Here is a 19,361-nt window from a genome sequence, read left to right as displayed (position 1 = left end):
GATGGCCCCGACCGTGCTCGCCGACCTCGCGCTCGCCGCCGTGACGGGACCCCTCGTCGTCGCGGGCGTCGCCAAACTCATCACCGACCCCGAGCGGCTGTCCTGGCCCGTCCGCTCGGGGCCGCTCGCCGCCCCGGCGGGACCCCGCCTGGTGGGATTGGCCGAACTGCTCGCGGCGGTGGGGGTGGTGCTGCTGCCCGGCCGGTGGGCGGCGGCCGTCGCGTGCCTGGCCTACGCATGTCTCACCGTGGCCGCCGTCCGCACCCGGGGCCGTAGGTGCGCCTGCTTCGGAATGGCCCGGCTCGCCTCCGTCGGCAAGGCGCACATCGGCACCGACGCCGCCGGGCTGCTGCTCGCCGCAACGGCCCTGGCGCTGCCCGCGCACGACGGCGGCCTGCTGTGGCGTGCCTGCGGCGCGGCCGTCGCATGCGGGGCCACCCTCGGTGTCCTGACGGCGGTCGACCGCCGGCAGCGCGCCGCCCAGGACGCCTCCCCGAGATGCGCCGAGCAGGTCAGCTCCGTACAGATGTACGTCGCGGACGACTGCCCGTCCTGCCGATCCCTCAAGCACCTGCTGGCCGCCGGCGAGCCCGAGCGGCTCGCCGCCGTCACCATGGTCACGGTGGCCCGAGAGGCTGAACTGCCCGGCGCGCTGCACGGGCTGGGCGTCCCGTGCGCCGTCGGGCTCGACGGCGCGGGGCAGCAGGTGTGCGCGCCGGCCTCCGGGATCGGCGCGGTGAAGGCCCTGGTCGATGCGATCACCCTGACCGGGACCCCGGCAGGTGGCCGTGTCCGGTGACTTCGAGCGCAGTCGCCGCTACCGCCGTACCGCGCCGGACGGCCGGGCCGCACTGGAGCTGAACGGCCCCGTCCATCCCTCGGCCCGTGAACGCAACCCGGCCGCGGTCCAGTGGCGCGGACTGACCCTCGACCCCGCGTTGGCCGGACTCGTCCCGGCCCGGGCCCGTCCCGACCACGCCGACCTGCACCTGCGCGACGATCCGGGCGACCCCTGGCGGCTGCCCGTCCCCGCGCTGCTGCCCTCGACGCTGGTCTGGCACCCGCGGCTGCCCCTGCTCGCCGGACTCGCGGTATCCGCACGGGACCGCACCGCATACCTCTGGACGGCCGACCACGCCTCCCGCACGACCCGCACCTACCCCGGCATACCGGCCGCCACCGGGCTGACCGCACTCGGTCCGTCCGGGCAGGGGCCGGTCGGCTGGCTCGACGACGGCAGGCTCGCTCTCCTCCTCAGGGACGGGAGGAGCAGCCGGGGCCCGGGCCGGCTCGACGGCCGGGAGACGGCGGAGGAGCCGGACCGGGAACAGCGGGCGGCCGGTCCGCAGGACGTCGGCGAGCCCTGGAGGCCGGTGCGTCTGGAGGCGGCCGGTCCTCGCTTCGTCTCCTTCGAGCCGGACGAGAACGCGTTGCTGCAGCTCGCCGGTACCCAGGTCGCCGTCCTCGACCTCGCCGAGGCGGTCCCGCTCTGTCTGACCCCGCCCCTGCTGGTCCGGGGGCTGCGCGCGGCAGGCCCCGTGGACCTGCTTCTCGACCACGCCCACGACGCGGGCGACCTCCCCGACGACAACGGACTGCGCTGGACCCGCTCGCTCGTCTCCACCAGCCGCCCCGGACGCCTGCGCCGTCGCGACGACCCCGCGCCCCTCCCCGCACAGCCCGGCGCCCCGCTGATGCACGACCCCGCGCCGGCCGCCGGGGACAAGAAGGGGGACAAGAACGCGGACGGGGACGCGCTGACCGGACCGCCCGCCGATCCCGCGGGCCCCCGCGATCCCGAGGCTCCTGCGGAAGCCGCGGACCCGGGCGCCCGGCGGCACCGCGTCGACACCGGATCCGGCGCGGCCACGCTCACCGTCCTCCCCGACGGCGCGGGCGCGTGGCTGCTGTGGATCCGCGCCCTGCGCCAGGGAGAGCGGCCCTCACCGGCGGCCCCGGTGTTCCTTCCCGCGGGCCGGCACCGCGGCGCGGTCCTCGATCTGCCGCTGTACTGGCCCGAGGACGCCACACCGAAGATCCTGCAGGCACAGATCGTCGTGGCCGTCGAGGAAGCCGTCGCCGTCCTGCGCGCCGAGCATCCGGCACCCGTCGTGGTCGGCGGGCACAGTTTCGGCGCCACCGTGTCCCTGTACGCGCTCGCGCACGCCGAAGGACTGGCGGGCGCCGTCGCGCACAGCGGCTGCTACAACCGCACGCTGACGCCGACGGGCTTCCACTACGAGCGCCGCACCCTGTGGCAGGCCCGGCAGATGTACCGCGAGTTCAGCGCCCTGGACTTCGCCGACCGCCTGCGCGGGCCCGTGCTCCTCGTCCACGGCGCGGAGGACGCCAACCCTGCGACCCCCGCGGACCAGGCCGTCGGCCTGTACCGGGCGGTCGTCGCCACCGGCGGCCGCGCACGGCTGCTCCTGCTGCCCGGCGAAGGACACACTTTCCACTCCCGGGAGGCCCTACGCGCGGTCACCGAGGAGCACGACGACTGGCTGGGACGCTGCTGAATGCCTCATGACGACCGCCGCGCCGAGAACGCCGTCCCGCTGCGGGAACTGGTTCGCAACGCCCGCTTCGCCGTACAGCTCGCCTGGCGGGCCGACCGGCGCAGTCTGCTCCACGTCCTCGCCGCGCAGTGCGTGTCCGCCCTCGGGCTGATCGCGGTCCTTCTGCTCCTGCGGCAGGTCGTGGGCGGCTCCCTGACCGGCGCGGGCGCGGGCCCGGCGTCCGCCCCCGGTGCGCACGTGCTGATCCCGGTCATCGCCGGGATCGCGGCCCTCGGCACCGCTTCGGGGGTCCTCCGGGTGGCCGCCGCCGCCCGGCAGCGCATCCTCGCGGTGAAGGTGGACCGCTACGCCGTGGCGAGTGTGCTGCGGGCCGCCGACCGGGCCGAACTGGCGCGGTTCGAGGACCCCGCGTTCCACGACCGCCTGCAGCGCGCCGTGTTCGCCTCCCGTGCCCAGCCGGCCATGGTGGTGACGGCACTCGCCGGCGCGCTCCAGGCGGTGCTGACGGTCTGCGCGGTCAGCGGGGTCCTGCTGATGACCGTCTGGTGGCTGCTGCCCCTGGCGCTGATCTCCGTGGTCCCCACGCTGCGCGCGTCGCGCGAGGAACGCAGCGCGGGCTACGGCCTGCACCGTGCGCTGTCCGAGAACCGGCGGGCCCGGCAGTATCTGGAACGGCTGCTCACGGGCCGGGACGAGGCCAAGGAGATCCGCGCCCTGCACCTCGGCCCGACGCTGCGCGAGCGCTGGAACGAGCGCTTCCGGCAGGAGATCACCGAGGCCGAGTCCATGCACCGACTCCACGCGCGCCGTAAGATCACGGCCCGGCTGACCGGGGACCTGACCACGGCGGCGGTGATCGGCGCGATGTGGTGGCTCGTCGCGACGGAGAAAGTCGGCCTGCCCACCGCGCTGACGGCACTCGTCGGCCTGTGGCAGATCTCCCTGCGGATGCAGATGATCGGCGCTCTGGTCAACGGTCTCGGCGAGTCCGTCCTCTATCTCAGGGACCTGCGGGACTTCGGCGTCGCCGAGGACGCGGACGGCGTGGACTCCCGGTCCGGCGCCGCCCGGGGCGGCTTCGTCTCGCTGCGCGCCGAGTCGGTCGGGTTCCGCTATCCCGGCATGACCACGTCCGTCCTCAGGGACGTGGGCGTCACGGTGCGGGCCGGCGAGATCGTCGCGCTCGTCGGCGTGAACGGATCGGGGAAGACGACGCTGGCGAAGATCCTCTGCGGTCTTTACCGGCCGGACAGCGGGCGGTTGGTCTACAACGGCGCACCGGACCCGGACCCCGAAGCGCTGCGGGACGCGACCGCGGTGGTTTTCCAGGACTTCGTCCGGTACAAGCTGTCGGCCGCGGACAACATCACGTACGGCAGACCGCAGACGGCCCCGGACCTCGCCCGCGCCGCCCGGGCGGCCGAACGGGCCGGGGCACACGCGTTCCTCGACCGGCTGCCGCGCGGCTACGACACCCTCCTGGGCAAGGAGTTCAGCGAGGGCGCCGATCTGTCGCTCGGCCAGTGGCAGCGACTGGCCCTGGCCCGCGCCTTCTACCGTGACTCGGACTTCGTGGTGCTCGACGAGCCCACGGCGTCCCTCGACCCGCAGGCCGAGGCCGAGCTCTTCGGGCGTATCAGGGAACTGTTCGCCGGCCGCACGGTCCTGCTCATCACCCACCGGTTCGCCAACGTGCGCGAGGCGGACCGGATCTACGTTCTCGACGGGGGCGAGGTCGTCGAACAGGGCGATCACGACAGCCTGTTGAAGGCGGACGGCGCCTACGCACGTCTGTACCGCATACAGGCCGACGCCTATCAGGACGCATAGCCGAGCCGTCCGGGTGACGACGTGCAGGACGGGACGCGGAGCGCTTGACACCGGTCCGAGGACTCCCCCATGCTCATTCCACTAAACAATTAGTGGAATGATGGTGCCATGATCGAGTTCCGGATCGACCGCCGCTCCGGAGTCGCCACCTACGTCCAGCTCGTCCACCAGGTCAAGCACGCGCTGCGGCTCGGTCTGCTGGGGCCGGGAGACCGGCTGCCGACGGCGAAGGAAGTCGTCGCCGCCACGGCGCTCAACCCCAACACGGTGCTGCGGGCCTACCGCGAACTGGAACGGGACGGGTTGGTGGAGCCGCGCCAAGGGCTGGGCACCTTCGTCCGCAAGTCCCTCGCGACGCCGGCGACAGCGGTCGGAGCACCCCTGCGCGACGAACTCGAACGCTGGATGTCGGCGGCACGCGAGGCAGGACTGGAACGCGAGGACGTGGACGCCCTGTTCCAGGACGTCGCCGACACGCAGTACCTGACAAGCGAAGGAGTGGAGCCCGTTGAGTGACAAGGAAGCCGCAGAGGTGCTGAGCGCCCGGGGACTCGGCAAACGCTACAAGCGCGGCTGGGCGCTCCAGGACTGCACGTTCGGGCTGCCGCGCGGCCGGGTCTCCGCCCTGGTCGGCCCCAACGGGGCGGGCAAGAGCACCCTGATGTCCCTCGCGACGGGCTTATTGACGCCGACGAACGGCACCATGCGCGTGCTGGGGGAAACCCCTGGACGCCAGGGCGCCCACCCCCGGCTCGCCTTCCTCGCCCAGGACAAGCCCCTGTACCGGGGGTTCACCGTCGAGGAGATGCTGCGCGCGGGACGCGCACTGAACCAACGGTGGGACGCCGCCTACGCCAGGAGTCTGACGGACGCGGCCGCAGTCCCCCCGAAGGCCCGGATCTCCACGCTCTCCGGCGGCCAGCGCACCCGGGTCGCGCTGGCCATGGCCCTCGGACGCCGCCCCGAACTCATCGTGCTCGACGAACCGTTGGCCGACCTCGATCCGCTGGCCAGGGAAGAGGTCATGCAGGTGCTGATGCAGGAGGTCGCCGAGACGGGCATGACCGTCCTGCTCTCCTCCCATGTCCTCGCCGACCTCGACGGCATCTGCGACCATCTTCTGCTGCTGGCGGGCGGCCGGGTGATGCTGGCGGGCGACGTCGAGGACCTGCTGGCCGCCCACCGCCTCATGATCGGCCCCAACCCGGGCCCCGAGGGGCCGCTCCCCTCCGGCACCGTCGTCGAGTCCCGCCGCACCGAGCGGCAGGCCACCGTGCTCGTGCGGGACCCGGGGGCGAACACACCGGGATGGGAGTCTCACGAGCCGACCCTGGAGGAACTCACCATGGCCTATCTGCGCTCCTCCCGTGCGGCAGCCGCCCGGCGAGGCGATGCGCAGCAGCACGGCACCGCGGAGGTGGCCGCCTGATGCTGTGGGTCGCCTGGCGTCAGCAACGCCTTCAACTCCTCGTCACCGCGCTCCTCGTGGCCGCGGTCGCCTCCGTCATGCTCTACTTCCGGCTCGACGCGGTCTCGTACATGGACGACCACGGCATCGCGGGCTGTCTGCGCATCGAGGACGGCTGTCCGGTCGACGCCATGAACGCGCTGAGCGACACGTACAAGACGTACGCCTCCGTCATCCCCATGGTGCTGCTCTGCCTGCCCGTGCTCCTGGGCATGTTCGCGGGCGCGCCGCTGTTCGCGCGCGAGATCGAACACGGCACCCATGTCTTCGGGCTGACCCAGTCGGTCAGCCGCCGCCGCTGGTGGGCGACCAAGGTCCTGGTGGCCGGCGGACCGGTGGCTCTTGTGATGCTGGTGCTGGGACTCGGCGGCGTCTGGGCGCTGAAACCGCTCAATCACGTGACGCGGGGGCCGTTGCTGACTCCCGGCTTCGAGACCCAGGGGCTGACTCTCGCCGCGTACACGGTGCTGGCCTTCGCCATCGGTGTCGCGGCCGGCCTGCTGTTCCGCAACACCGTCACGGCTATGGCGATCACCCTCGCCGTGTACCTCGCCGTGCTCGTGAGCCTCGCCTCGGCAGCCAGGCCCCACTACGTCGCGGCCGAGCGCATCACCGGCAGCGTGGCGCAGAGCACCGGGGAGAGCGAACGGGGCGGCAGGAGCTGGGTCCCCGACGACGCCTGGCGGGTGGGCTCCACGTACTACGACAAGAGTGGACGGGAGATCTCCTTCAACCCGTCCGGCTGCGACGGGACGGAGACCATCCAGACCTGCCTGACCCGGCAGGGCGTGGCTTCGCAGGCCGCCGAGTACCATCCCGCGTCCCAGTTCTGGAGCATGCAAGCCGTGGAGAGCGGCGTCTTCCTCGCCCTGTCGGCCGGTCTGCTCGCCCTCGGCGCGTGGACCCTGCGGCGCCGGGCGATCTGACGCGAGGCCCCGCCCGGGAGCGGAGAGCCGTCGGCTCCCGGGCGCACGCTCTCCGCCCGCCCGGGCGGGCACACAGCCCCGGCGCTGTGGCGGTGGCGGTGGCGAAGTCACTTCACGATCACGGGCGGAGACGAGGCTCAAGCAGCTCCAGGGCGCCGGTTTCGGTGTCGTAACTGCGCAAGGCGGTGAGCCTCACCGACAACGGCGGCGCCGGCAGCAGCTCGGGGATCCGCCGGTCGGCGAAGGCCCCGGCCCGCCGGGTCCGTCCGAGGGTGACGTGCGGAATCCAGCGTCCGGGCTCGTGGAAGGGGTTGAGGGCTTCGGGCCGGCTGTCCGAGACCACCGCCTCCCACACCCGGCGGTGCAGGGCAGCCAGTGCACTGTCGAGGTCCAACGCCCAGGCCAGCACCGACGTGGGCCGCTCGAAACGGACCACACCGGTGAACCTCACCGCCAGCGGCAGCGCGGCCGCCACGTCGGCGAGCTCCCAGCGGATCGGGGCAGTCAACTCCCCGCACGAAGCCAGCGTGAGATGCGGGCTGTTGGTCGGAGAGCGGTGGCGTGCCTGACTGGGCAGGCCCGCATCCGCGAGCCGTCGCCACGCCTCCCGTACGGCCGCATCCGTCGCCTCGTCCAGCAGAACCTCGACCGTGCGCACCACCGCAGCCTACCGGCGATCACCCGTGGTCCGCCGCGAGCGACGCTCACGCCGAGGGTCCGGACAGAGCACACCACCTGGGCGGCTTCCTGCCGACGAACGGGCGTGAACATCCCTGCCGGCTTCGGCGGTGGTCCGCCGGAGTTCGCCCGGGTTCTGTCTCTTCGGTCAGAGTCGGCATGGCCGACGTCCGACAATCCGGGGTCAAGGCCCTCTCCGTCAGCTTCCTCCCGTCAACCTGCGATCGCCCGCAAGATGGGCTGGCCGAGTGCGCCGAGCCAGCCCGCGAGCGCTCCGAGCGGCCCGATCAGCCCGGTGCCGGCCGTGGCCAGCGCACCCGCCGAGGACAGCAGCCGGGTGATCCGGCCGAGCCGGCCCGCCACCGCCTCCCGATCCGGCTCCGACCGGGCGACCTCCTCGTCCAGCGAGTCCAGCTCGGCCCGCACCTCGGGCTCGACAGCCGGTGGCAACTCCGTCCGCTCGATCGACTCCCTCAGTTCCCGGACCAGGCCGCGCACCTCCTGCCCGCCCGCTGTGAAGACGGCCGACTGGCCACCGTGAACGGTCTGGTTCCCTGCGACGTTGTTGACCACGCCGCCCTGCTGGTTGCCGATGTTGAAGGCCATGGCTCCCCATCTCCTCACCGCTGCCAGGACGCCTGCCGCTCGGCATCCTCGAAGCGGCGGCGCCGGGACGTCGTCACGATGTGCAGAACGATCCCGATGACCGTCAGAACCGTCCCGATGGCCGCCATCGCGAACCCGACCGCCCCCACCGGCACCCCGGCCACCTTCGGCCCGAGCAGCTCCGAGGAGGAGTCGAAGTTCGAACTCCCCGACGAAATATCGTCGTTGGTCCTGGTAATGAATCGAATGATCACCCAGCCGTAGATCCCGCCCCCGACCAGAAAGAGCAGGAAGCCGAGCACGATCAGGTGTCGCGCCCTCGTGCGGGTCGCGGCGATCTCCTGGAAAAAGCTCTCGCGCTGCGCCTGCTGAACGTAGTTGTACTGGTCCCCGGCGACGTTGCTCAGCCGGTCGGCCTGCTGCGCCCCGACGTCGAACCGCCGCTCGCCGCCGGGCGGCGTACGGCCGGCCTCGCGCGGCGCCGAGCGGCCCGGGGGACCGGAGGGTGGCGGCGGCCCTGCGGCGGGAGCGCCGTAAGGCGTGGGCCCGGGCTCAGGGGCGGGGCCCCAGCCCGGCATGGTGGCCGAGGCGCCGCCGGCTGTGGGCTTCGGGGCCTGAACGGTCCGGTCGGCAAGGCGCGGCTCTTCGTAGTGCACCTCCAAGGGCCCGAAATCCAGCACGTCGCCCGAGTGCAGCACCTGCTGCCCGAACACCGGGCGACCGTTCAGCATGGTCCCGTTGGTGGAGGCGAGATCCTCGACGGTGGTCCGGCCCGAGGCCCGCCACACCACCGCGTGCCGTCGGCTGACGCCCGGATCGCCCACCTGGATCTGGCAGTCGGAGTCCCGCCCGACGAGCGTCGGCTGGTCGTCGAGGAGGAAGACCCGGCCGCGCAGCCGGTCCGGGCGGTCGACCACGAGGTGCGGTAGGTCGCGCTCTCGCAGAGGCGGGTCCATGGCGAGACCTCCTGCCTTGGCGAAACGAGTCGGTCGCCTGTTGCGGTGATCCTCACCTTCCAGTAAAGGCCGATCGGCCCCGCCCTGCCACAGCATCCCGGACGACGGAACCCGGCAGTGCGTTCGGCCGCCCGCCCCCTCGGCCCGCAGCGCCTCATATCCCGACGGGCCGGTTTCCTGGAAGCCGATGCTCTCCCACAGCGCACGAGACGGTCATGCCCCGCATCCGCGCGCCCCGAAGCGGACCGGGCAGGCCACGGACGAGCTCTCCTTGTCCTGGCCGACGACAGAACCTAGTCGTCTCCGTCGCTCTGCCGTGAGCGGGAGCTCCGGCGCGTGCTGCGCGCCAGTTCACTGCCGACCAGCGTCGCCTTCGCCACACCACGTGCCCAGCGGGGGGCGTCGCCCCGGGCCTCCCAGTAGACGCAGACGCAGCCGCCGACGAGAAGCAGCAAGACGACCGCCAGTATGAGCAGGAGCACGCTCCACTCTCCGTTCCTGTGAGGGTTTCTGCCATCATCTCAGGCGGGTCCCACCTGCAGTACGCCTTTGGCGCCATGGCGGTCGGCCGGGCGCACCCGAGGGTCATCGGCGGTTCCCCGAGAGGGGGCGCCGACCGTCGGTCGGGTGAACCTCCGGGCCGGGCCGGGGCGCGGCCGCCACCTGAGCAGTCGCCTCGCCAGCAGGCACCTCTTGAGCAGTCGCCTCCTGGGCGGTCGCCGCCGTCCCCTGCCTCCGGGTCATCCCCACGCCCGCCAGCACCACGACCATTCCCAGCACCACCCGTACGCTCAGGTCCTCGCCCAGGACGACCGCGCCCAGCAGCACGGACACGACCGGCAGCAGATATCCGACGACCGCGGCGTTGGTCGCGCCCTCGTCGTTGATGATCCGGTAGGTGAGGTGGAAGGTGACGGCCGTGCAGCAGACGCTGAGCACGACGGCCGCGACCAGAACCGTCGGGCCGGGATCGATGGACTCCAGACCGCCGATGGGCACCGCGAGGGCGCTCAGTCCGCTCGCGGCGACGAGCTGGGCGGCGGACAGCGAGATCGTGGGGGTTCCCCTGCGGACCAGGGTGCGGCCCATGTACGTGAACGCCACGGCGTAGCTCGCGGCCGCGCCCAGGATGGCGAGGGCGCCCCAGCCGTCGGCCCCGGCCGTCCGCCAGGGGGCGAAGATGACGATCGTGCCGGTGAAGCCGAGCAGGAGACCCGCCAGCCGGACGGGCCGCAGCCCGCGCTCGGAGCCCAGGGCCAGACCGAGGGCGATCGACCAGAGCGGGGTCGTCGCGTTCAGGACGCCCGCAAGCCCGGAGTCCACGGTCTGCTGACCCAGGCTGAACAGGGCGAACGGCAGGGCGTTGCAGAAGAAGGCCGCGATGACGAGGTGCCGCCAGACGGCGGCCCCCTTCGGCAGCCGGCGCCCCGATGCGCGGCAGGAGACGACGAGGACGAGCGCGCCGAGGGTGCAGCGCGTGAACGTGACCTGGAGCGGGGAGAGCCCGCGCAGCGCCAGTTCTGTCCACAGGAAGGTCGAGCCCCAGAGCAGGGCGAGCACGGCCACCCGCAATCCGCCCCACAGACTCCTCGCCCCAGTGCCGTCGTTCATGGCGACTCCTCCCCTTCCGTCTCTTCGGTCCGGTGTACCGGCGGTCGTTCTCGCCCCGGCCTGCCCGATCCCTGCCAATGAAGGTGCCTCAGCCAAGCTTTGAGGACAAGCAAATGGTTCTACCCATACTGTTAAGCTGTGCTTCATGCTTGATGTGAGGCGACTGCAGGTCCTGCGCGCGGTGGTCACGAGTGGCACGGTCACCGCAGCCGCGGCACACCTCGGCTACACCCCGTCCGCCGTCAGTCAGCAGGTGGCGGCGCTGGAGAAACAGGCCGGTACGGCGCTGCTGGAGCGGGTCGGCCGCGGGGTGCGCCCCACGGCGGCCGGGTTGCTGCTCACCGAGCACGCGGCGTTGATCAGTGCGGCGGTCGCCCAGGCGGAGACCGCGCTCGCCGACCTCCGCGCGGGACGCACCGGCCGGCTGTCGGTCCGGTACTTCGCCACGGCGGGCTCGACGCTGGTGGCGCCCGCCCTGGCCGGACTGCGCGCCGAGCACCCCGGTGTCCGCGTCGACCTCCAACTGGCCGACCCGCAGGACCCGTTCAAGGAAGTGGCGGGAGGCCTGGCCGACTTGTCGGTGGTGGTCGAGTCGCGGGACCGCGCCGGCGACGGCTTCAGGCTCGTCCGCCTCCTCGACGACCCGTACGCCGCCGTACTGCCCATCGGTCATCCGCTTGCGGGCAACGAAGTCATCGACCTGCACGAGTTGTCCGGCGAGCAGTGGGTCGGCAGCGAGCCCCCCGGCCCCTGCCTGGAACCCGTCGTCGACTCCTGCGCGGCGGCCGGGTTCAGCCCCGACTTCGTCATCCAGAGCGAGGACTACGCCACCGCGCAGGGCTTCGTCGCGGCAGGTCTCGGCGTCGCCCTGATGCCGCGGCTCGGGCTGCGCAACCAGCACCCCGGCGTCGTCGTACGCCAGGTCCGCAACCCTGAACCGGTCCGGGTGATCTCGGCGGCCGTCCGGGAGATCGCCCTCGAACAGCCCGCCCTGCGCGGCCTGCTGGACGCCCTGCGGGACGCAGCCGTCGCCGCCGACACGCAGGACGCGCACACGGGCGCCGGGAACGGCTGAAGCGCCGGGGGTGCGACGGCCGCAGCCCTGAAGGGACGGGCCGCCTCGGCGCAGCAGGCTGCCTTCCCCGGGGCGGAGAACCGAGGCAGGGGAAGGTGACGCTCGGTCCACGAACGGACACTCAGCCGCCACGCGCCTGGAACGAGTCACGTCGTGGCCTTCGCCACAATTTACCCATTTATGGACATAGCCATGTCTATAAGTAGTCTCAAGGCTGGTTGCGCCTCTCGGGTGATCAGCGCAGACGCAGAGACAGCGCCATGGGAGAAGTGTTTGATCATGCTGAGGAAACGACGCACCGGACTGGTGGCTACGACCGGCGTTCTTGGCGGCGTGCTCGCGGTCACGGCCCTCGGCGGTACAAGCATCGCTGCCACCGGCGCCGACGACGCCGGGAACCGGGCCACACCACCGGCACAGGCATCGGCGCAGGCCCAGGCGAAGCAGGGCGCCGTGGAAGCCTCCGAGGCCCGCATAGAGATCACGCCCGGGCAAGGCAGTCACCACGTCGGCGTCGATGACCCGGTCGGTGTCACCGTCGGCAAGGGCACGCTCACCAAGGTGACCATGACCGCCGTCGCGACCGGGGCCGAGGTCCCGGGCACCGTGTCCGCGGACCGCACGTCCTGGAAGCCGGACGGCCCGCTGAAGCGTGCCACCGAGTATCAGATCGCCGCTGAGGCACAGGACGCCAAGGGCCGCTCCGCCAGCGGCAACGCCACGATCACCACGGTCTCCTGGGCCAACGACTTCATCGGGCACCTCTCCCCCGAGGACGGCTCGACCGTCGGCGTGGGCATGCCGGTGTCGGTCACCTTCGACAGAGCGGTGAACGACCGGGCCGCCGTGCAGTCGGAGATCCAGATCAGCTCCAGCAGCGGCCAGCAGGTCGTCGGCCACTGGTTCGGCGACCACCGCCTCGACTTCCGCCCGGAGACCTACTGGAACCCCGGCTCCACCGTCACCGTCACGCTCACCCGGGACGGCATCCAGAAGACGGTCACGTTCACGATCGGCCGCAGCCAGATCAGCAGCGTCGACGCGAAGACGAAGCAGATGACCGTCGTCCGGAACGGCAAGACGATCAGAACCGTCCCGATCTCGTCAGGCAGCGCCGAGCACCCTACGTACAACGGTCAGATGGTGATCTCCGAGAAGTTCAGCCACATCCACATGAACGGTGCGAGCGTCGGCCTCAACGAGAAGAACGGCAAGCCCTCGTACGACATCAAGGCCGTGCCGCACGCCATGCGTCTGACCGACTCGGGCACGTTCATCCACGGCAACTACTGGGGCGCCGACTCGGTCTTCGGCAAGGTCAACACCAGCCACGGATGCGTGGGGCTGAGGGACGTCAGGGGTGGCGGCAACCACAGGCAGCCCGCCGCGTGGTTCTTCGACCACTCGCTGACCGGTGACGTCGTGATCGTCAAGAACTCCGAGGACAAGACCGAACTGGCCCCGGACAACGGCCTCAGCGACTGGAACATGCCGTGGAGCGAGTGGATCGCGGGCAGCTCGACCGGCTGACACCGCGCCACGCTCCCGGCCCCCTTTCCCGGGCGTCAGCAGCCCGGCCTCGGCGGCCGGCCCCCCGGGTCCGTGGTCACCGGCCGGAAACTGCACGTGGGCGTCCGCGGCCTCGCGAGCGGCCGCGGCCTCGTGAGCGGTTTCCGGCCTGTCAGCCGAGGGGCAGCGCCGAGGGGCCCGGGCGCGTACGGGCCTCCCGAGGATTCAACGGGCCGTGGCCCTCCGCGCAGACGACCGTCGCGCGCAGAGGCTCGCCGCAGTCCACATGGTTCACCTCCAAGGGCGGCCCTTCGGGGTCGGCCGTGTACTGGTCGCCCCACTGCTTGAGGGCGATCATCGCGGGCCACAGATCCCAGCCCTTGCGGGTGAGCCGGTACTCGTGCCGGGTACGACGCCCCTGCTCGCGGTAGGCGACGGTCTCCAGGATCCCGGCCGCCACCAGCTTGCGCAGCCGGTCGGCCAGGACGGCCTCGGACAGTCCGACATGCCGCCGGAAGTCGTCGAAACGCCGGACGCCGTTCATGGCGTCCCGAACCAGCAACAGCGACCACTTCTCGCCGATCAGGTCCAGGGTGCGACGGACCGTGCAGTTCTCAGCGCTCGTCTCCAGCCACCTCATACTCCCATCCTAGGCTGGCTTCGTCATTGACAGCCAGAGGATCGCAGAGCTAACTTCGCCCACAGAAGTCAGCCATGCCAGGGAGTGGGAATGCGCAGGTCACGAACGTTCGAGTGGTCGGACCCGGCCGTCTCGGCCGGAGCCGTCGGGAACCACAGCGGCCTCGACTTCCTCCGCGAGATCCTGGCCGGGCGGCTGCCCGCCCCGCCCGTGGCCGCCACGCTGGGCTTCACCCTGGAGGAGGCCGAGCACGGGCGGGCGGTTTTCGCGCTGGTGCCGGGCGAGGAGCACTACAACCCGATCGGCAGCGTCCACGGAGGAGTCTTCGCCACGCTCCTCGACTCGGCGGCCGGCTGCGCCGTCCAGTCCGTGCTGCCCCAGGGCACGGGCTACACCTCGCTGGACCTGACCTTGAAGTTCCTGCGCCCGGTCACCGTCGACACCGGCAAGATCCGTGCCATCGGCACCGTCCTGCACAGCGGCCGCCGCACCGCGCTCGCCCAGGCGGAGCTGCGCGACTCCGAGGACCGGCTGCTGGCCCACGCCACCAGCAGCTGCATGCTCTTCCCCGTCCCGCCCCACTGACGCGCCGCGCCGCCTTCCCCCGGGCCGGCCGCATGCCGTCGACGGGCAGGACGCATCTCACTCACCGGAGACGTGGCGCCTGCCGAAGCGCGCCGATCCGCCACACGAGCCAGGAGCCGAGCGCCGTCAGGAGGGCCGCCGCCAGCGCGTACACGGGCAGCCAGAGCGTCGTGGTGGATGCCAGGCAGTCGTTCACGGCGCGCCGGCTCTGGTCGCTCTGCGCGTACGCCAGCGCGGCGCTGTCGTGGCCGCCCAGGTCGCCCAGGGCGGCCTGGGCCTGGAGCGCCGCGTAGCTGCCCAGGTGGGCGCACTCGGCGCGGGTGCCGGGCATCGGGAAGAACCAGGCCCAGCGCTGCATGGCCGGTGCCACCGCGAGGGCCGTGCACAGGCCGACGACCAGCGAGTAGGCGCTCAAGGCCCGCACGTACTCGGACCGCCCGCCGGGCGTGGGGCCCGGCGGGCGGGTGAAGGAGAAGATCACGGCGAGCAGGGTGACGCCGAGGTAGGTGGAGAACCACTGCCACGAGCCGGAGGAGAGCGCGAAGGCGAGCACTCCGGCGAGGGCGGTGCCCAGCACCCCGGCCCGATTGCCGGCCCCGCGGTCCGCGCCGGCGGTCACGGTGCCCTGGGAGCCTCGGCGGGGGCTGCCGTCGTCCATGGTCTCTCCTGCCTGGCGCCGGGCGACCAGTCTCCGGGCGCGGCCCCTTCGGGCCCGCTCACCATGCCGTTCTGGCCGCCCCGCTCGCCCGGTTGGCGGGCAGGCCGCTTCGCACCCGCGCTCGCAGCGGCACGGCGGGGGCATGGGTCGAGGTGAGCCGGAGTGGGTCGAGGGGTGACCGAGTGGCAGCCCGACCGCGGCGGTGGCCGGGCTGCCTAGCTGCCGGGCTGCCGGGCTGCCGGGCTGCCGGGCTGCCGGGCTGCCGGGCTGCCGGGCTGCCGGGCTGCCGGGCTGCCGGAAGCGTCGTCGGCCGGGCTGTCGCCGGTGGGTCGGGCCTGCCGACGACATCGGTCAGGATCGGAGAAGCAACGGCCGCCGAGGACGCCTAGCGTGAAGGACATGACCTCCATCGACTTCATCACCCTGGAAGTGGCCGACCCGGCGGCCGCCGAGCGCTTCTACTCGCAGGGCTTCGGCCTGGGCAAAGAGGTACGCCTGCGGGCGTCGGAGGAGCCGACCTCCGGCTTCCGCTGGTTCACGGTCTCGCTCGTGGTGTCCCAGCCGTCGATCGTCAACAGCCTCTTCGCCACCGCGCTCGACGCCGGCGCCACCGCGCTGAAGCCCGCCAAGAAGTCGTTGTGGGGCTACGGCGGCGTCCTCCAGGCCCCGGACGGAACCGTCTGGCAGATCGCGAGCTCCTCGAAGAAGGACACCGGCCCGGACAGCCGGCAGATCGACGAGATCGTCGTACTGCTGGGCGTGACGGACATGGCCGCGAGCAAGCAGTTCTACGTAGAGCGCGGTCTCAAGGTGGCGAAGAGCTTCGGCAGCAAGTACGTCGAGTTCGACGCCTCGTCGAGCCCCGTCAAGCTGTCGCTGTACGGGCGTCGCGGCCTGGCCAAGGTCGCCGGCGTACCGCCGGAGGGGACGGGGTCGTCCCGGCTCGCGATCGGCAGCGACGCCGGGCCCTTCACCGACCCCGACGGATTCGTCTGGGAGCCCAACGCCTGAGGTTCCGCGACCGCGACGCGCCTCGGACGCCCGCGACGGACGGTTGCACCGGCGAGCGACTCCGCCCGCGGGACCGCCGCCGCCCGGCCGGCCGTCCACCGCCCCCGCACCACGGGTGCCGGGCCCTTCCGCCTGATCCTTCTCCGCTCGTGCGCAACCCGGAGTCGAGCCCGACCGGTGGGCGCAGCCTCGCCGGACGCGTCGGCGACGCGCCCCTTCTCCGGCCGCCGGCACCGCTCGGTGCTCACCCCGGCGTGACCGCGGCCTCCTCGCGCCGCGCCCCCGGGCGTGACGCAGACCGTCGGTCGGCAAGCCGACCAGCGCCGCGTGGGACTACCTCGCCTCGGTAGTCCCCTGAGCCGGTCCCCGCACCGTCTCCCGGCCCTCTCCGCCGCGTTGGGCACGTCCTGCTTGCTTTGTGGGCTCACCCCGACCTAATATCGTCATCGTGACGATAATCGCCCAGTGGCCCACGCTCCCTGCAGGCATTGACTCCACGGGCTTCGAGTCCCTCCTCGGGCTCGGAGCGCACAAGTACGCGGCCCTCGGTCCCGCCGCCCACCTCAATGCGCCGGCCGCGGCCGTTCCGGGCTGTGGGGCCCACGGCCACGTTGGGATCGACGACGGCCTCAGCACGGAGAAGTGATCATGTTCGAAATGCCGGTAAATCCCTTTGAGCTCTCCGAAGAAGCGCTGAGCCGAATATCTGCCGATGACTCATGGGCCCCGATCGAATCGGAGATCCCAAAGGCCAACGCCAAGGTGATTCGCCATTTTCTCACTCCGGCCGAAGTGGAGGCATTCGCGACCGAACTGGCCGCCCAGCGCTTTGCCCCGGTGGGTCGAGACGGCATTGCCGCCAACTATGCAGAGGGAGATCCGGTCGCTCATCTCCGCGCCACGGCCGAATCCACATCCCTTGCGGCGGAATTCTACCGCAGGCTGCGGACGCTTCTATCGCTTGAAGTGGGATCGGACGATCCGACGGATTCGGACGGAAGGCCCTGGAGGCCGGCGGCCGTCAATCCGCGTATGCGCTTCATCACTTACGAACACGGCGGATTCATTGTCCCGCACTACGATTCGCCCTATTTCGCCCCCGACGGAAGGCGCACTCTCCTGACGGTCGTCGTGTACCTGTCTTATGAGGCCGTGGGCGGAGAAACGCGGTTCATCGCCGATAAACAGAACGATCTTCCCTTTGCGCAACGTGACTTCTCCGACTGGCCGCGGCTAGCGAAGCCTGAGGAAATATTGAGTGCCCACCGCCCCGAACCGGGCGATGCGCTCCTCTTCTGGCATCGGACGCTTCACGACTCGGCCCCGCTTCTTGAGGGTACGAAAACAATACTCAGAACCGACGTGCTCTACGAGCCCGTAGATGTGCTTTGAGCAGCGGCGCTCTACGAGCCCGTAGATGTGCTTTGAGCAGCGGCAAGGCCACCGTCGCGTTGTCCCTCACCCCGGAGACCGACGTCCGGGACGCCGTGATCGCCCATTTCCCGGCCGGACGGCATCGAGCCCTCCCCGCGGCCGGGCATCGAATCCACTCGCACCGAACGGCAGGGAGAGCGGCATGACCGACGGGAGGATCCACACCGATTGGGTGGAGACGGTGTCTCAGGACGGCCTGCACCTGATGCAGACGCGCTTGGAGGTGAGAGTTCCTACGTCTGAGGGTCGCAAGTTCATCACCTGCGGTCTGGCCCGGAAGACCTACGTGGTGGAAGACGGTATTGCCTGTCGGGTTTCGTCCTACGCACTCGGCCGCGACCTGGGCAGCCCGGGCGACTACGACTTCGAGATCGTCTCTGCGACGGGGGGCCCTCCGATCCGGAGGTTCTTCAACTGGGACGGCGTGCCGACCGAGATACTCGAGGGCGCACTGTTCGACGCCCATGAGGGGCTTGACGATGGCGAGTACATCGTCCGGATCGCGGCGGGAATGACGACCAGCTGGGACAGCGGGACGGGACAGAGCATCGAGCTCCCTGTCCCGTGCCACGAGCTCGCATTCGTCGTGGTGGGATCCGCACCGCAGGAGGTGCGCGCGAGTACCGGCGGCCCGTGGGCGGCGCGGCCCTCCGTGGAGATCCCCGTGGTCGATTGGCGCGATCAGCCCACGGCGGAGGCGGCATGGGAGGCCTACCTGAACGGGAGCAGAATCAGTCTGGATGCCTACGGGATCTTCTCCCCGCAGCATCTGATGAGGAATCAACGGGATACCGCTCTGGAGATTCTCCGGAGCGAGGGCTACGCCATACCGCGGACCCCGGAACCCGCCGAGGCGCCTGGGACCTGGCTGGGCCGCTGGGGTGGAGCATGGATGCCGGCCGATGTGCTCGCGGCCCTTCACGCCGTGCCGGACGACACCGCGCAACGTGCGTGGTATCAGGGAGCGAAGGAATCCCTGGACATCGCATGGGATATGCATCTCCTGTGGACCACCGACGTGTTCTGACCGGGCCCGCGCTCCGTCCATGACCACCGTGGCGGGCCGTCGGCGGTCACCCTGCACCGAGGTGCCGAGTGCCGGCCGCGGCCCGGTCCGCCTCCGGCCTGACTGCCGGTCGCGGCCCGGGCGAGGATGTACGGCAGCACCAGAAGGTGCGCCCGCGAGGTTGCGCCAGCGCGGCATCCGCCACCGCATCGCCCGCAGGGGAATCGAGTCCTCGCAGCGGCTCGGACGCCACCGCTGGACCATAGAACGACCATGGCCCGGCTCGCCGGCTACCGCCGAGACGAACGCAAGGCCGAACGCTTCCTCGCCTTCACCAGCCCGGCCCCCCACCCTCATCCGCTACCGCAGACTCGCCAAATGAGATGACCTCTTGCACGGGTCGCGTCGCTCCCGCACAGCAACTGGACCGACGGATCTCGGCACGGGCTGCGCGCCGGGCAACGGAAACAACCGTCCACCCCTGACGACGTCTCCTTGCGCGGTGCAGCCCGCTCCGGCGGTCTCCCGGACCGGACTTCGGCAGCCGTCGGACGACAGGAGACGGCCCGGCTGCCCGGCTGCCCGGCTGCCCGGACGGGGCGATGACACATTGCGGGCCGATAAACCGCATTCAACTGATTGTCACCGTTTCGAGGTAAGCATCCCCTCTCCCCCTGAATGCGGCAGGTTCAGCGGCTAGCTTTCTGCAGGTGGACGGATACCCGTGATCCTGCCCGCTCGTTGCCCACCCTCCCTGTCGGACTCCGACTCCCGTCACGACTGCACGGTCACCGCCGAGACGTCCGGAACCCTTCTCACCCTCTCCCACGCAGACTTCACCGCCGTCCT

Annotated in this window: 20 protein-coding genes and 1 pseudogene; 14 read left to right on the top strand and 7 right to left on the bottom strand. The window is 71.4% G+C overall.

Annotated features, from left to right (window positions below; translation table 11 throughout):
• Window position 1 precedes the first annotated feature (1 nt).
• The 6 genes from ACN6LD_RS14920 to ACN6LD_RS14895 all read left to right on the top strand — a co-directional run bounded on the left by ACN6LD_RS14920 (window position 2) and on the right by ACN6LD_RS14895 (window position 6,743).
• Complete coding sequence (locus ACN6LD_RS14920; RefSeq protein WP_445043403.1) at window positions 2-799, top strand: hypothetical protein; 798 nt, start codon at window positions 2-4, stop codon at window positions 797-799.
• Window positions 789-2,519 carry a prolyl oligopeptidase family serine peptidase gene (locus ACN6LD_RS14915; protein ID WP_445043402.1) on the top strand — a complete coding sequence of 577 codons (1,731 nt, stop codon included), beginning with the start codon at window positions 789-791 and terminating at the stop codon, window positions 2,517-2,519. The genes ACN6LD_RS14920 and ACN6LD_RS14915 overlap by 11 nt, the downstream gene beginning before the upstream one ends.
• Window positions 2,520-4,349 (top strand): ABC transporter ATP-binding protein, encoded by a 1,830-nt coding sequence (locus ACN6LD_RS14910; protein ID WP_319189334.1) that lies wholly within the window; start codon window positions 2,520-2,522, stop codon window positions 4,347-4,349.
• Window positions 4,350-4,457: 108 nt separating this feature from the next.
• Window positions 4,458-4,865, top strand: a complete 408-nt coding sequence (locus ACN6LD_RS14905; RefSeq protein WP_319189335.1) for a GntR family transcriptional regulator — start codon at window positions 4,458-4,460, stop codon at window positions 4,863-4,865.
• Window positions 4,858-5,778, top strand: a complete 921-nt coding sequence (locus ACN6LD_RS14900; protein ID WP_319189336.1) for an ABC transporter ATP-binding protein — start codon at window positions 4,858-4,860, stop codon at window positions 5,776-5,778. The genes ACN6LD_RS14905 and ACN6LD_RS14900 overlap by 8 nt, the downstream gene beginning before the upstream one ends.
• On the top strand, window positions 5,778-6,743 hold the full coding sequence (locus ACN6LD_RS14895) for an ABC transporter permease (RefSeq protein ID WP_445043401.1): 966 nt from the start codon (window positions 5,778-5,780) through the stop codon (window positions 6,741-6,743). Before ACN6LD_RS14900 ends, ACN6LD_RS14895 begins: the two co-directional genes overlap by 1 nt.
• 118 nt (window positions 6,744-6,861) lie before the next feature.
• Here the strand turns inward: ACN6LD_RS14895 and ACN6LD_RS14890 are convergent, their stop codons facing one another.
• The 5 genes from ACN6LD_RS14890 to ACN6LD_RS14870 form a co-directional block, all read right to left on the bottom strand.
• The gene (locus ACN6LD_RS14890) at window positions 6,862-7,401 is read right to left on the bottom strand and encodes a 2'-5' RNA ligase family protein (RefSeq protein ID WP_319189339.1); all 540 of its coding nucleotides are present in this window, start codon (window positions 7,399-7,401) and stop codon (window positions 6,862-6,864) included.
• A 233-nt stretch (window positions 7,402-7,634) separates the two neighbouring features.
• Entirely contained in the window at window positions 7,635-8,027 is a 393-nt protein-coding gene (locus ACN6LD_RS14885; protein ID WP_319189341.1) for a hypothetical protein, read from the bottom strand.
• Between the two features lie 14 nt (window positions 8,028-8,041).
• A complete protein-coding gene (locus ACN6LD_RS14880) occupies window positions 8,042-9,079 on the bottom strand; it encodes an FHA domain-containing protein (protein ID WP_445043400.1) in 1,038 nt (345 codons plus the stop codon).
• 197 nt (window positions 9,080-9,276) lie between these two features.
• Complete coding sequence (locus tag ACN6LD_RS14875) at window positions 9,277-9,465, bottom strand: hypothetical protein (RefSeq protein ID WP_319189344.1); 189 nt, start codon at window positions 9,463-9,465, stop codon at window positions 9,277-9,279.
• Between the two features lie 103 nt (window positions 9,466-9,568).
• Window positions 9,569-10,594: a DMT family transporter gene (locus ACN6LD_RS14870; RefSeq protein WP_445043399.1), complete on the bottom strand. Its 1,026-nt coding sequence runs from the start codon at window positions 10,592-10,594 to the stop codon at window positions 9,569-9,571.
• A 145-nt stretch (window positions 10,595-10,739) separates the two neighbouring features.
• On the opposite strand from ACN6LD_RS14870, the gene ACN6LD_RS14865 reads away from it, so the two are divergent.
• Window positions 10,740-11,669 (top strand): LysR family transcriptional regulator, encoded by a 930-nt coding sequence (locus tag ACN6LD_RS14865; protein WP_445043398.1) that lies wholly within the window; start codon window positions 10,740-10,742, stop codon window positions 11,667-11,669.
• A gap of 279 nt (window positions 11,670-11,948) precedes the next feature.
• Window positions 11,949-13,199: an Ig-like domain-containing protein gene (locus ACN6LD_RS14860; RefSeq protein ID WP_445043397.1), complete on the top strand. Its 1,251-nt coding sequence runs from the start codon at window positions 11,949-11,951 to the stop codon at window positions 13,197-13,199.
• Window positions 13,200-13,350: 151 nt separating this feature from the next.
• On the opposite strand, the gene ACN6LD_RS14855 is transcribed toward ACN6LD_RS14860, so the two are convergent.
• Window positions 13,351-13,818, bottom strand: a complete 468-nt coding sequence (locus ACN6LD_RS14855; RefSeq protein ID WP_319189352.1) for a winged helix-turn-helix transcriptional regulator — start codon at window positions 13,816-13,818, stop codon at window positions 13,351-13,353.
• A gap of 90 nt (window positions 13,819-13,908) precedes the next feature.
• Here ACN6LD_RS14855 and ACN6LD_RS14850 point away from each other — a divergent pair, with 90 nt between their 5' ends.
• A complete protein-coding gene (locus ACN6LD_RS14850) occupies window positions 13,909-14,403 on the top strand; it encodes a PaaI family thioesterase (protein WP_445043396.1) in 495 nt (164 codons plus the stop codon).
• 61 nt (window positions 14,404-14,464) lie between these two features.
• On the opposite strand, the gene ACN6LD_RS14845 is transcribed toward ACN6LD_RS14850, so the two are convergent.
• The gene (locus ACN6LD_RS14845; protein ID WP_445043395.1) at window positions 14,465-15,061 is read right to left on the bottom strand and encodes a hypothetical protein; all 597 of its coding nucleotides are present in this window, start codon (window positions 15,059-15,061) and stop codon (window positions 14,465-14,467) included.
• A gap of 399 nt (window positions 15,062-15,460) precedes the next feature.
• On the opposite strand from ACN6LD_RS14845, the gene ACN6LD_RS14840 reads away from it, so the two are divergent.
• The 5 genes and pseudogenes from ACN6LD_RS14840 to ACN6LD_RS14820 all read left to right on the top strand — a co-directional run.
• Window positions 15,461-16,072, top strand: coding sequence for a glyoxalase (locus ACN6LD_RS14840; protein WP_319189357.1), 612 nt, complete (start codon window positions 15,461-15,463; stop codon window positions 16,070-16,072).
• A 448-nt stretch (window positions 16,073-16,520) separates the two neighbouring features.
• The gene (locus ACN6LD_RS14835) at window positions 16,521-16,718 is read left to right on the top strand and encodes a hypothetical protein (protein WP_319189359.1); all 198 of its coding nucleotides are present in this window, start codon (window positions 16,521-16,523) and stop codon (window positions 16,716-16,718) included.
• A 2-nt stretch (window positions 16,719-16,720) separates the two neighbouring features.
• Window positions 16,721-17,464, top strand: coding sequence for a 2OG-Fe(II) oxygenase (locus ACN6LD_RS14830; RefSeq protein WP_445043394.1), 744 nt, complete (start codon window positions 16,721-16,723; stop codon window positions 17,462-17,464).
• Window positions 17,465-17,648: 184 nt separating this feature from the next.
• Window positions 17,649-18,533 carry a hypothetical protein gene (locus tag ACN6LD_RS14825; RefSeq protein ID WP_445043393.1) on the top strand — a complete coding sequence of 295 codons (885 nt, stop codon included), beginning with the start codon at window positions 17,649-17,651 and terminating at the stop codon, window positions 18,531-18,533.
• Between the two features lie 160 nt (window positions 18,534-18,693).
• Window positions 18,694-18,783: pseudogene (locus ACN6LD_RS14820) on the top strand (IS5/IS1182 family transposase); the annotation flags it as partial.
• Window positions 18,784-19,361: the final 578 nt, after the last annotated feature.

The sequence above is a fragment of the Streptomyces sp. SAS_272 genome (assembly GCF_052543235.1).
Note: the sequence above shows the minus strand (reverse complement) of the source record. Positions and strands in the feature narration are given on the sequence as shown.